This is a genomic window from Agrobacterium sp. SUL3 (assembly GCF_001263295.1).
GTDB lineage: Bacteria > Pseudomonadota > Alphaproteobacteria > Rhizobiales > Rhizobiaceae > Agrobacterium > Agrobacterium tomkonis.
The window spans coordinates 1-11,287 of the sequence record NZ_KQ414540.1; the positions used below are offsets into that span (position 1 = coordinate 1).

An 11,287-nucleotide genomic window follows, 5' to 3' on the forward strand; every position below is an offset into this window, starting at 1 on the left:
GTCAGCTCGGCTGGGATCAGATCGGAAAGCCGAAACTGGGCTCGCATGGCGCTGGTTCTCCGTGAAAAACCAGGCCAATGGAATCTAAAACATCATCAAGATTGAGTCAGACCCCCTTTTGGGAGCCGATAAGGGGTCCCGTTACAACGCCGATTGACATCGGCCCCGGTTAAGGCATTGTTCCTTCGATACTACAGGGGGACGAACAATGCACGCTTCGGTATTCATAGCTACATCAAACCTTCAGGCACATGCGACGATCTCCAAGCAGGGCAATCGTCCTCGACCCATTACGATGCATGGTGCCGAGGCGGAAATCTATGCCCAGGGCGAGTTGGCTAAATCCCTTTACCACATCGAATTCGGCGCTGTGAGAATTTACAGATTGCTCGCAGACGGGCGCAGGCAGGTGGTCGCGTTTCACGTCGCCGGCGAGACATTCGGTTTCGAAGCTGGAAATGTGCGTAGTTTCTTTGCCGAGAGTATCGTACCGACGGGTCTTACCGTCGTTGAAATCGGCCACGACGGTCGCTATTCATCGCAACTCATGGACCTGGCGCTCAGGGAGATGATCCGCGCACAGCAACACCTCCTGGTCGTGGGAAGACATAGTGCCATGGAGAAAGTGGCCGTCTTTTTGGTCGATCTTGCAGAGCGACAAGGGGACCTCGACGTGATCGATATACCAATGTCGCGGACGGATATTGGTGACTACCTCGGAATGACAATCGAGACCGTGTCCAGGAGTCTATCGAAACTGCGCGACGACGGTATCCTGCGCCTGCGCTCCAGCCGCTCGATTGAAGTTCTAAAGCCTTCCCATCTGAGACGGCTCAGCAACTGAGGTTTGCCAGGTCTTAAGGCGCGTCGGCGCCTCGGAACTCGCATTATTCTGTCAATCAGCACCGAACATTCACCGGCTCAGTTCCGCATGGAAACCAACATCAATACGACTTCTTGCGACCGATAACTTCCAGTCCAGCAGATTACATTGCGGCTTCTGCAACGGGTGCCACACCCTGGCGGCCTTTGGCGAAACGGTTAGAGACCCTGATGAGGCATTTTAACCCCACCAAACGCCCCAAGATTTCTGTGTTACCCGTGCCTCTCTTGCGAATTGGCTCAACTATAGGCGCGCTTCCTGCGGAATCTGAAGATCGCGCCAGAGCTAAGCGCCTCCTTGATCGCCGTCTCAACGAACGCGACAGGCCATCAATGCCACGCCGCACGCCGGCTACTTCTCAGGACAGATAGATCCTTTCATTTCCCGTTAGGACCGATGATGCTGCCTCCACGCAAAGCTACCAGCGACGATGCACCTCGGCATTCATTTCCGCTGCGACTTAGCAAGCGGTCGACGAGTCGGCCCTGCTTGGTCTTAATGCGAACATCTGCAGAAGCGCCGTAACTTCTGCTCGTCCTATTGGGCGCGACATCAGAAAGCCCTGGATGTTATCGCAGCCCAACGATTTCAGCGCATCTCTCTGCTGGTTGGTTTCAACCCCTTCGGCCGTTGTCCGGAGCCCGTTTGCACGCGCCATCTTGATGATCGCTTCGACAATCGCGCTGTTCCGGCCCTCGCCCATCCCGGCGATAAACGATTTGTCGATCTTGAGCCTGTCAACAGTCACGTTCTGAACTCTTGAGAACGACGAGTACCCGGTGCCAAAATCATCGATTGCAAATCTTACCCCTGCCTCTCTCAGCATCGCGATGTTTCGCTCGGTCTCTTCCTCACTATTAATGGCCAAGCTTTCTGTTATCTCGATTTCCAATCGAGCCGGCTCGATCCCCCATTTGGCCAGGGTAGAAAGAACCCGCAGTGGGTAGCCAGCAGAAGCGAGTTCGGAGGCGGATGCATTCACGGCGACACTGATGGGAGGCAACCCGGCGATCAGGCTGCACGCGTCCTCCAAGACATGAGCGCCAATCTTGTTGATCACGCCAATCTCCTCTGCAAGCGGGATAAACATATCCGGAGCGATAGAGCCTAGCTCTGGATGTTTCCACCGCGCCAGCGCCTCGATCGAGCAAGGTTGCGAGCTGTCAGCACAGTAGACCGGCTGGTAAACAACCTCAATCTGCGTCCCCGTTGACAATGCCTCGCGAAGATCATGCTCCAGTTTTCGGCGGGTGCGGAGAAGTTCGTCCATATGATCGCCAAATAACGCATATGTATTACGCCCCGCAGCTTTTGCGTGATAGAGCGCGATATCCGCCTTCCTCGTCAGTTCAACAGGATCCGCGTTCGCACCTGTTGCGATCGCCGCACCGACGCTCGCCCCAATGGAGCCATATACCCCGTCGATCTCAAAAGGCTCGCGCAGGCACGAGACAATTTTGTCTGCGACGACGACGACGACGTCGGCGTTCGTCCTCTCGAGCAAGACGGTGAACTCGTCGCCTCCGATCCGTCCGATCAAAGAGTCCGGGAGAATTTCCCTCATTCTCGCAGCAACGAGAGAAATCAGCTTATCACCGGTTGGATGTCCATATGTGTCGTTGACCGCTTTGAATCGGTCGAGGTCAATGAAGAGCACGCTGAGCACGTCGTCAGGCGGTGCTTCCCTCAGGCGCTCCGCAAGCTCACTATTAAAATGAGCCCGGTTTGCGAGGCCCGTCAAAGTGTCGCGAAGCGCCAAATGTTGAAGTTCCCGGCGATTGGAATTGAGTTTAACCGAGCGTCGCCAGATTCCATGCCCGGCCAGGCTGGCGGCGATGAATATGCCAATGACGGAAAGTCCGATAACCGGGAGGGTTGCCTGCAAAACGCTCCTGCCCGGTTCAAATGGATGCCAGTTAAAGTACCCTATCACCTTTCCAGACTTCGAGGTGAGAGCGATATGGGAGTGGCGCTTGTCGCGTGGCATCTCCGTTGTGAACTGCATCTCGGCGAACTGGTATTCGCTACCTATTTCAGACGGGAAGTCTCGATCCAAAAACCGTACCGCGACATGCTGGTTCTCTTCGCCCGCCTGCTGCTCGATCTCGCCTGTGTCAGACAGAATAGGTTTGACACTGACCACAGCAGGTCGTTCCCCTACATAGGTCAGATCACTCTCGCCGATTGACAGGACCTTGTCCGAAACGCCCTCATGGTCTCCTGCAGCCAGCCTTTCACGCAGCCGTTTCCCCAGCGGACTATAAGCCAGGCGAAGGTCTTCCTGTGACACCTCGCTGGCTGATTTTGAAATATATTGGTAGATGGGCAGCCCATTGGCAGAAAGCACGACGGCGGCATCATGGCTGAAGTAGGTGTTCATCCACTGCCCAAGGTTCACGTTAAGCCAATCCTGATCACGGTCCTTAGTTCTGATGACGGCGTCGTCCCACACGGTGGCACTCTCTTGATCGTGAGCGACCGAAGATCGGATTTTTGAAACGATGAGGGTGGCCAAACCCTTCTGCCGTTCCGCGGCGACCTCGTCAATTTCGGCGGTAGACCAGTAAAGGGTGCCGAGTAACATCGCTCCAACCAAAGCGGACACGCTTGCCGGAAGGCCCCATTTCGCGAACCATTGTGACTGCCTAATCATGCGCCATCTGCCTTTTCGTTGGACAAACCCTACAGCATCTGGGTTAAGCCTGAGGGAATGGACAGAGTTAACGATCCTCTTTTCCTTCGCTCCAAATTACCAGGTTCCCTAGCGCGCAATGAGCATCGTAATCGAGGTGCTGTCCACCTTTGTAGTTGAGGGTCAATGCGGCTCGAAACATCATTAATCCCATGCGGATAGCGTCCAACGGGAAGATGAGTACAGGCGCCTTGCGCTATGATCTGCCAAATCCGAACCGATCCACTGGAATAGCAACCGGCTTGAACTGAATCGACCCGAGGTCCGGCTCCAAGGGATTGATCATTTGTGCGACGACCTGATATCCGATCGACAGGTCAGCAATTCCTGCATTGTCGGCCTGTGCCAACCTGAACTTCTAAATAGTTTGCAGTCCCGCCCCGGTCTGGGGGGCAATTTGAGAGGTAGGAAATGCCTGAGCTCATCTCAAAAGAAGATGCACGTCTGTGTGCCAGTATCGTCAAGGAGGTCGCCCGTGCGCAAGGTCTCGTTCGAGAGCCGTCCGCGATTGGGAGGCTAACGGTATCAGTGGCCAGGCTCTACAATAAAGGCCTGCGAGATCGCGACCAGCTTCTTGCTGCGGCATTGCTTCTACCAAAGTGATGACAAGTTAAATGAGGAAACCCATCGATGGTATTCTCAATCCTTGGCATGTGACGTAGGACTGCCGGGGCTTACAGTATCAGGCTGTTAACGCGGATCACATATTCTTTAGAGTGTCCGCTGCTCGCAGCAGCTACGGAAGCCGCGCTGGACGGTTATCCGTCAGTCCGAGAAAGACCTATGTTCAGTATTGTCTATCTTATAGTTGTGACTTTCGCTTTGATCGTAGCGGTGGCTTCGGGTGCCGTGATCAGTCTCCTGCTGACCCTTGCAGCCTCCGTGGTGGGAGCCATATTTGCTGCGTGTCTGCAATGGCCAGAGCCGATGATTTGGTTAGCGCAGCTGGCCGCCCCCGTCCTTCTGCTGATTGGGTTGACGGCGGCGCGGCTCTTCGACCGGCTAGGCAAAGAAGCCAACTTTCGCCACCGCCGACGGCCAGCGGAAGATTTTTGGCCAGACGCGTAATCAATTTGAGCAAGAGACGTAATAGCCTGCTCTTGATGGGAATCGAACGCTGCACCCTTAGTTCGGCTAAGCTGCTATTCGGCGTACCATTAATCCTCCTCTGGACGCTTCTCAGGCAGCAGTGAGGGGTCCGCCAGTACACGAAATAGTCATACGTCCTCGGGATAGAGACGAGGGAAAAGGGTATCGAGCGCTTGGACTGGAAAGCGCAGCGACACAGGCCCCTTTTCGGTAACTGACGCAAGCAGGCCTTCATCCGTCAGCGCCTTTAGAACGCGCCGCGCCGATCGATCTGGTAGGCCAGTGATACGCGAAGCCTCTCCCCGTTCAAATTCTCCGCGCACAAGGGCTTCCTGAAGTAAGGGCGCGCACTCGTCAGGCAAAGTTTCCTGACGATAGATGGCCAGAAGCAGGGGGATGGAGGGCGCGCCCTCGTCGCGTTCGAGCTCGCGGCAGACGGAAACGTTCACTGCACCGTCAAATTTTGTCCATAGTGGCGTCAGCGTGGTCTCTACGAAATCGTAGAACTCTTCCTGTTTGCCGGCTTTGATCGTTCCGACGAATTCGGCGTAGCGGATCAGCATGTCATTCCTCCTTTAGGCCTTCGGGCCATCGTAAAACTTCATCAGCGCGGCATTGTCGGCCGCGCCAAGCCCTGCGGACACCATCAGCCGATGGATCTCCATGCAAAGCGACGTCATGGGCATCGCGGTGCCTGTGTGGACGGCCAGCGACTGCACGGCGGAAAGGTCCTTGACCATGTTGTCGATGCGGCCCGTCGGCGAGTAATCGTTACGCGCCATCTTGCCCATGAACTCCTGCAGGATGGCGCTGTCGGCGCGTCCGCCGCTCAGCGCCGCGGGGATCCGCTGCGCATCGACGCCGGAGTCGATCGCCAGTTTGGTGGCTTCGGCCACGGCAACGAAATTGAGCGCACACAGGACCTGATTGATCAGCTTGGTCGTCTGGCCAGCGCCGCTTGGGCCCATCAGGGTCAGGTTCTGGCAAAGGTCGTCGAGGATCGGCTTCGCCTCGGCGAAATCGGAGGGATTGCCACCGGCCATCACCGTCAACTTGCCTTCGTAAGCCTTTGGCGCCCCGCCGGAGAGCGGGCAATCCAGCCACTTCAGGCCAGCCGCTGCGGCATCCGCGCTAAATTGCCTGGTCAGGATCGGGTCGATCGATGACATGTCGATCATCACCGTTCCAGCTTCAGCACCTTTGACGACGCCGGTAGCCCCGAACACAGCGTCGCGAACGATCGCTGCGGAATTGAGGCTGAGAACCACGGCGTTTGAACGCGACGCCGCCTCCGATGCGGACGCGGCGGCCTCCGCGCCTTGGGCCGTCATCTGCGCTACCTTGGACGGATCGACGTCAAAGGCGATGACGGTATGACCGGTTTTCAGAAGACGTGAGCCAATTGCGTGACCCATGACGCCACAACCGATCAGTGCGATTTTCCGATTTTTTGGCACAGCTGTTCCTCTCCTCCCGACCGGGGGGCTCCATGTGATAGCCAAAATGCGTTTTGTGGCGGTCAGCCGATCTCTGATCTGAGGAAGGCTTGCAGCTCGGGCGTTCTGGGATTTGTGAAAAATTCGGCGGAGGGCCCTTCCTCGTGGATGATGCCGTCCTTCATGAAAATCGTGCGGTTGGCGACGCGGCGCGCGAAGCCCATTTCGTGGGTCACGAGCAGCATGGTCATGCCCTGGTGCGCTAGATCCTCTATGACGGCGAGCACTTCGCCGGTGAGTTCCGGATCAAGGGCCGATGTCACCTCGTCGAACAACAAGACCTTTGGACGCATGGCAAGCGAGCGAGCGATTGCCACGCGCTGCTGTTGGCCGCCCGAAAGCATGTCCGGATAGGCATCGAAGCGATCGCCGAGCCCAACCATGGACAGGCAGCGCTGCGCTTCGTCCCGCGCGGCGACCTTGGTCTCGCCTTTCACCTGAACGGGGGCAAGCATGATGTTTTCGCCTGCCGTCAGATGCGGGAAGAGATTGTAGCTTTGGAAAACGATGCCGACGTCGCGCCGGAGTTCCCGCAGGGCCGCCGGCTTGCGTGACATGGCATGGCCTGCGATCTGGATGAGGCCGCTATCAACCGTCTCCAGCCCGTTGAGACAACGCAGGAACGTGCTCTTGCCGGAGCCGCTCCGCCCGATCAACGCGATAACCTCGCCGGCCTCGACATTCAGGGAAACGCCCTTGAGCACTTCGAGCGGCCCAAAGCTCTTGCGGATATTATTTGCGACTACGACAGACATGTTTACCTCTCGATGGAAATGCGAGGGCAGCGGCATAGGCTGCCCTCCGCTGCCATTGGGGTCAGAAGGACGGCAGTTCAGGCATCGGCGTCTTCATCCACTTTTCGTAGATCTGGCCGAGCTCACCGCTCTGCTTGTGAACGAAGAGAACCGTGTTCAGCCAGTGCAGGAGGTCCGGATCGCCCCGACGCAGGCCCACACCATAAAAGCTCTGCAGATAGGTCGTCTTTTCCTCGAACTTGTCGGGATAGCGCTCCTGCAGCTGCGCGCCGATATAGTTTACGGTCCCGATCGCATCCACCTGACCGGCGACGAGCGCGTTCAGCGTCGTGCTGTCATCGTCGAAGCGGATCAGCTCCATTCCAGGAATATTGGCAGCCGACAGCACCTTCTCATGCGCAGTTCCACGCGGCACACCGACCTTCTTGCCCTTCAGGTCTGCGAGGCTTTTGATCTCGGTGCCTTTCGGCGCGATGATCACCGACTTATGGCCACCATAGGGGTTGGAAAAGGCGACCGACAGTGCGCGCTCGGTGTAGATGCCGAAGCTTGCGACGACGAAGTCGACCTTGCCTGTCTGCAGCGACGGAATGCGGCTCTGGCCGGTGACCGGCACGAGTTCCAGCTGGACGCCGAGATCCTTGGCGAGCAGCTTGGCGACATCGACGTCGAGACCATCAGGCTGCATTTCGGCGTTCGTGGTGCCGAAGGGCGGGACCGAGAGATCGACGCCGATCATGACCTTCTTGCGGGCGATGATTTCGTCGAGAGAGGCGGCGGAGGCCGCAGTGGCGCCCAGAGCGATGGCGAGACCGATCAGGGGCATGAATAGGGATTTCAGGCGCATGTTGTATCCTCTCAGTTTTGGGTTCCGGTTATGATCAGCGACCTTCTTCGTGTCGTTGATGATGAGGTGGTTCAGGCGCGGGCTCCCCGCTTTGCGGCGCGGCTCTCGAGCCAGAGGCTGAGCTGGGTGAGCGGGAAACACACAGCAAAATAAAAGGCGGCTACGGCCAGGAAGGATTTCAGTGGCTCGAATGTCGCATTGCTGACGAGCTGGCCGGCACGGGTAATCTCGACGAAGCCGATGATGGAGGCGATCGAGGTTTGTTTGATAATCTGCACGAGGAAGCCGACGGTCGAGGGCATTGCCAGCCGGATGGCCTGCGGTGCAATCACATAGCGAAGGACCTTGTAGGGGTGCAGTGCCAAGGCGTCCGCGCTTTCCCACTGCGCCTTCGGAATGGCCCGAAGCGCGCTTTCCCATATGGCGCCGAGAAACGCGCTGGAATTGATGGTCAGTGCCACGGCGGCAGCTGCAATCGCGCTGACTTCGAAGCCGAACAGCGATGGGGCGTAGTAGCAGATAAACATCAGGATGAGCAGCGGCAGACCCTGGACGAACTGCATATAGGCGGAGGTCGCGACGCGCAGAGCCTTTGAAGACGAGATGCGCATCACGGCGAGCGCGATGCCAACCAGGCCCCCGCCCACGAAAGCGATGACAGTCAGCGTCAATGTCCAGCGCAGCGCGTAAAAGATGAAGAGGAATTCCGGCGAGCCAAAAGTACGCATGTCAGATCCCCCGGAAAAGATTGCGGCGCGAGCGGCGGAAGATCAGCAACCCGGCAAGGTTCAGGATGGCGCGGAAGACGAAATTCATCAGGACGTAAACCGCGGCAATCACGAGATAGACCTCCATCGTGCGGAAGGTTTCCGAACTGGCGATCATCGCAGCTCCTGTTAGATCTTCGACGCCGATCGCCGACACGAGACTGGTAGACAGCATGAGCAGCACGCATTGCGACACGACGGGCGTGAACACCTTCTCGAGCGCCGGTGGCAGGATGACGAAGCGAAGCGTCTGGAAATAGGTCATCCCGAGGCTCTCGGCGGCCTCAACCTGGCTGCGATGCGTCGACTGGATGCCACCGCGGACGATCTCCGCGATATAGCCGCCATTGTTGAGAACCAACGCGATGAAGACCGACGTCAATGGCGACATCCGCACGCCGAGATTCGGAAGTCCGAAGAAGATCACAAAGATCTGCACCAGAAGCGGCGTGTTGCGCATCGCCTCGACGTAGCCCCGGACTAGGAAACGCGGCAGCCAGCCCGGTAAGGTGGAGGCGACGGCACAGCCGACGCCCAGGGCAATGCCCCCGAAAATACCCACGAACGCCAGCAGCATCGTTAGCCAAAAGCCGCTGATGAACTGCGGTAGGTAGTTTACCAGTGGGCCGAATTGGAAGGTGTAATCCATGCTAACCTCGGCTTTCGCGTCTTGCAGTTACAGTCGTCACTCGGTCCCGAGCGGTCGCACGCGGATATTCTTGCCCGCTTGCGCGATCGTATCGGGATGGCAAAGATCGAGCGCTGCTGCGACCAGCCACCAGGTGTGATCGGCCTGTCGGATGATGAAGCATTCCGTGCTATGGCCGATCTGACCGAATTCCATTGCGTGGCCCATGCAGATATGGCCGATTTCGTCGGGAAGACCGACGGACAGGCAGACATGTGCGCCATAGGCGGAATGACGATAGGTCGGGTCGCCGTAGCGATCGCCGCGCTCGGCCGAGCGCTTCAGCTTGACCGGATCGAATTCCCAGGTCTTGCCGATGTCGTGGCAAAGACCGCCGGCCAGGATGATGTCGCGATCGACCTTGGCTTCGGGATATGTCGCCTTGAATTCTTCATAGATCGACAGAGCCAGCCGAGTGACGCCGCGCAGATGCGCATCCTGAGTGCCGCGCTTCAGCGAAAAGATGTTCGGGCTGCCCTCGCCCTGAATGTCGGTGACGCGATCGAAGGACGAGCGTTCGAGAGCGAACACCCAGGCGTCGATAACCTTCTCTCGCAATTCGGCTGACTCGATATCCGCAATCTCTGGCAGATCTTCGAGGATATGCGCGCGGGAAATGGTTTTGTACATTTTTTGACCACCTAGCTGAACTGCTTATTGAGTGAGCTTAGGAGCGATTGAATTCAAAATCCAATTAGGATATTGCCGGGTATCGATCGAATTTTTCTATAGGTTGACATGGCACTCAGCTTTTCGGCGGTCGAGGCGTTTTATTGGGCCTCGCAATTGCGCAGCTTCAATGCTGCGGCAGAGAAGCTGAGCATCACCCAGCCGACCGTGTCCTATCGGATCAAGGAATTGGAGGAGCAACTCGGCGTACCGCTGTTCATCAGGCAGAAACGCCAGTTGCAGCTGACCAGCGAGGGGGAGGCTCTCAAGCACTATGCCGAGGCTATGATCGGCATTGCCCGGGACATCGAATCCAACATCAAGACGCGCAATACCCGCCTGCCGACGCTCAGAGTGGGTGTAATGGACAGTTTCGCAGTCGTATGCCTTCCCGCATTGCTGGACGAACTCGACGGTCGCTTTGCCGAGACCCGCGTTGCAGCCACCGTCGACACGAGCCATAACCTCGCCCGACAGCTTTCTGAAGGGCTCCTCGACATCGCCGTCCTGTCGACACCACCGGAGCATGACAATGTTGCGCTGGAACTGCTCGGCCGGCAGACGGTGGAGTGGTTTGCGAGCCCCAAACTTGAGATGCCGCGCGAATTCGTCTCGGAAGCGATGCTTCTCCGACAGAGAATATTCTCAACCCCCGCTCCGTCCAATCTCCACACTTTGACGACCAATGCCCTAAGCGGCAACCGCGAGCTTGGCCTTCGCCTCAACGTCTGCAACAGCCTGGGCGCCATCCTCAATCTGGTTGAGGCAGGCACGGGCATCAGCATCCTGCCAGGCAGATTGCTTCATACCCAGCTGAAGGCGGGAACGGTACATTTGCTGAGGACCCACTCCCGCCTCCCCATGCAGGACGTGTTCATCGGGACGAACAAGGGCGCGGTGGTGCGGGCCTTACCGCAAGTGGCGCACATGATCCGCAAAGTGAGTGTGGACGTCGCCTTCTGCGGCTGATCACCGGCGCGGTGGCGTCACGCAGCCTGAAACCCTTCCAACCCCGCAGCGACCTCCCTTGCCAGGGCAACAAATGTCTTGGCCGCAGCGCTTCGGTAGGCGTCCCGGCGCTGCATCAACACGGCGGTGCGCTGCAGGCGCACCGGATCGAGGGCAATTGCCTTCAGGTCCTGATGGGCGAAGGCGATCGTTGCGGGCAGGAGTGTCGAGAGAGACGTCCTGCGGACAATCTCGATCACTGCGCTGATGGAGTTGGCCTCTATCCGGACCTGCGGTTGAATGCTGTGCTGACGGCAGAAACGATCGATCTGCTCGCGCGTGGCGAACTCTGGGCTGTGATTAGGCATGGAATATTGGCTCTGACGCAGTTTTGGTGGTGATGGATTTTATCCCGCGCCGATGACGCGGGCTTGGAGGAGATCAATTTTTCCG

Annotated in this window: 11 protein-coding genes; 2 read left to right on the top strand and 9 right to left on the bottom strand. The window is 57.7% G+C overall.

Annotation, left to right across the window (positions count from 1 at the left end; all coding sequences use genetic code 11):
- Positions 1-208 precede the first annotated feature (208 nt).
- The gene (locus AKG12_RS28255; RefSeq protein WP_052821375.1) at positions 209-844 is read left to right on the top strand and encodes a helix-turn-helix domain-containing protein; all 636 of its coding nucleotides are present in this window, start codon (positions 209-211) and stop codon (positions 842-844) included.
- Positions 845-1,343: 499 nt separating this feature from the next.
- Here AKG12_RS28255 and AKG12_RS28260 read toward each other — a convergent pair whose 3' ends face one another.
- The 8 genes from AKG12_RS28260 to AKG12_RS28305 all read right to left on the bottom strand — a co-directional run bounded on the left by AKG12_RS28260 (position 1,344) and on the right by AKG12_RS28305 (position 9,847).
- The gene (locus tag AKG12_RS28260) at positions 1,344-3,467 is read right to left on the bottom strand and encodes a putative bifunctional diguanylate cyclase/phosphodiesterase (RefSeq protein ID WP_233285223.1); all 2,124 of its coding nucleotides are present in this window, start codon (positions 3,465-3,467) and stop codon (positions 1,344-1,346) included.
- 1,325 nt (positions 3,468-4,792) lie between these two features.
- Entirely contained in the window at positions 4,793-5,227 is a 435-nt protein-coding gene (locus AKG12_RS29925) for a hypothetical protein (RefSeq protein ID WP_082179109.1), read from the bottom strand.
- A gap of 12 nt (positions 5,228-5,239) precedes the next feature.
- The gene (locus AKG12_RS28280) at positions 5,240-6,121 is read right to left on the bottom strand and encodes an NAD(P)-dependent oxidoreductase (protein ID WP_082179110.1); all 882 of its coding nucleotides are present in this window, start codon (positions 6,119-6,121) and stop codon (positions 5,240-5,242) included.
- Positions 6,122-6,183: 62 nt separating this feature from the next.
- Positions 6,184-6,915: an amino acid ABC transporter ATP-binding protein gene (locus tag AKG12_RS28285; protein WP_052821383.1), complete on the bottom strand. Its 732-nt coding sequence runs from the start codon at positions 6,913-6,915 to the stop codon at positions 6,184-6,186.
- Positions 6,916-6,976: 61 nt separating this feature from the next.
- Positions 6,977-7,762, bottom strand: a complete 786-nt coding sequence (locus AKG12_RS28290) for a transporter substrate-binding domain-containing protein (protein ID WP_052821379.1) — start codon at positions 7,760-7,762, stop codon at positions 6,977-6,979.
- 71 nt (positions 7,763-7,833) lie between these two features.
- Positions 7,834-8,490, bottom strand: a complete 657-nt coding sequence (locus tag AKG12_RS28295; RefSeq protein ID WP_018901714.1) for an amino acid ABC transporter permease — start codon at positions 8,488-8,490, stop codon at positions 7,834-7,836.
- 1 nt (position 8,491) lies between these two features.
- Entirely contained in the window at positions 8,492-9,178 is a 687-nt protein-coding gene (locus tag AKG12_RS28300; RefSeq protein ID WP_052821380.1) for an amino acid ABC transporter permease, read from the bottom strand.
- 36 nt (positions 9,179-9,214) lie between these two features.
- A complete protein-coding gene (locus AKG12_RS28305) occupies positions 9,215-9,847 on the bottom strand; it encodes an HD domain-containing protein (RefSeq protein ID WP_052821381.1) in 633 nt (210 codons plus the stop codon).
- 108 nt (positions 9,848-9,955) lie between these two features.
- On the opposite strand from AKG12_RS28305, the gene AKG12_RS28310 reads away from it, so the two are divergent.
- A complete protein-coding gene (locus AKG12_RS28310) occupies positions 9,956-10,855 on the top strand; it encodes a LysR family transcriptional regulator (protein ID WP_052821382.1) in 900 nt (299 codons plus the stop codon).
- A 17-nt stretch (positions 10,856-10,872) separates the two neighbouring features.
- Here AKG12_RS28310 and AKG12_RS28315 read toward each other — a convergent pair whose 3' ends face one another.
- Positions 10,873-11,202: a LysR substrate-binding domain-containing protein gene (locus AKG12_RS28315; protein WP_225341510.1), complete on the bottom strand. Its 330-nt coding sequence runs from the start codon at positions 11,200-11,202 to the stop codon at positions 10,873-10,875.
- Between the last annotated feature and the right edge of the window lie 85 nt (positions 11,203-11,287).

Coding starts and splice junctions, on each gene's coding strand:
- AKG12_RS28300 (WP_052821380.1), bottom strand. CDS start 9,178: ATGGATTACACCTTCCAATTCGGCCCACTGGTAAACTACCTACCGCAG.
- AKG12_RS28255 (WP_052821375.1), top strand. CDS start 209: ATGCACGCTTCGGTATTCATAGCTACATCAAACCTTCAGGCACATGCG.
- AKG12_RS28310 (WP_052821382.1), top strand. CDS start 9,956: ATGGCACTCAGCTTTTCGGCGGTCGAGGCGTTTTATTGGGCCTCGCAA.
- AKG12_RS28315 (WP_225341510.1), bottom strand. CDS start 11,202: ATGCCTAATCACAGCCCAGAGTTCGCCACGCGCGAGCAGATCGATCGT.
- AKG12_RS28260 (WP_233285223.1), bottom strand. CDS start 3,467: ATGTTACTCGGCACCCTTTACTGGTCTACCGCCGAAATTGACGAGGTC.
- AKG12_RS29925 (WP_082179109.1), bottom strand. CDS start 5,227: ATGCTGATCCGCTACGCCGAATTCGTCGGAACGATCAAAGCCGGCAAA.
- AKG12_RS28295 (WP_018901714.1), bottom strand. CDS start 8,490: ATGCGTACTTTTGGCTCGCCGGAATTCCTCTTCATCTTTTACGCGCTG.
- AKG12_RS28290 (WP_052821379.1), bottom strand. CDS start 7,762: ATGCGCCTGAAATCCCTATTCATGCCCCTGATCGGTCTCGCCATCGCT.
- AKG12_RS28285 (WP_052821383.1), bottom strand. CDS start 6,915: ATGTCTGTCGTAGTCGCAAATAATATCCGCAAGAGCTTTGGGCCGCTC.
- AKG12_RS28305 (WP_052821381.1), bottom strand. CDS start 9,847: ATGTACAAAACCATTTCCCGCGCGCATATCCTCGAAGATCTGCCAGAG.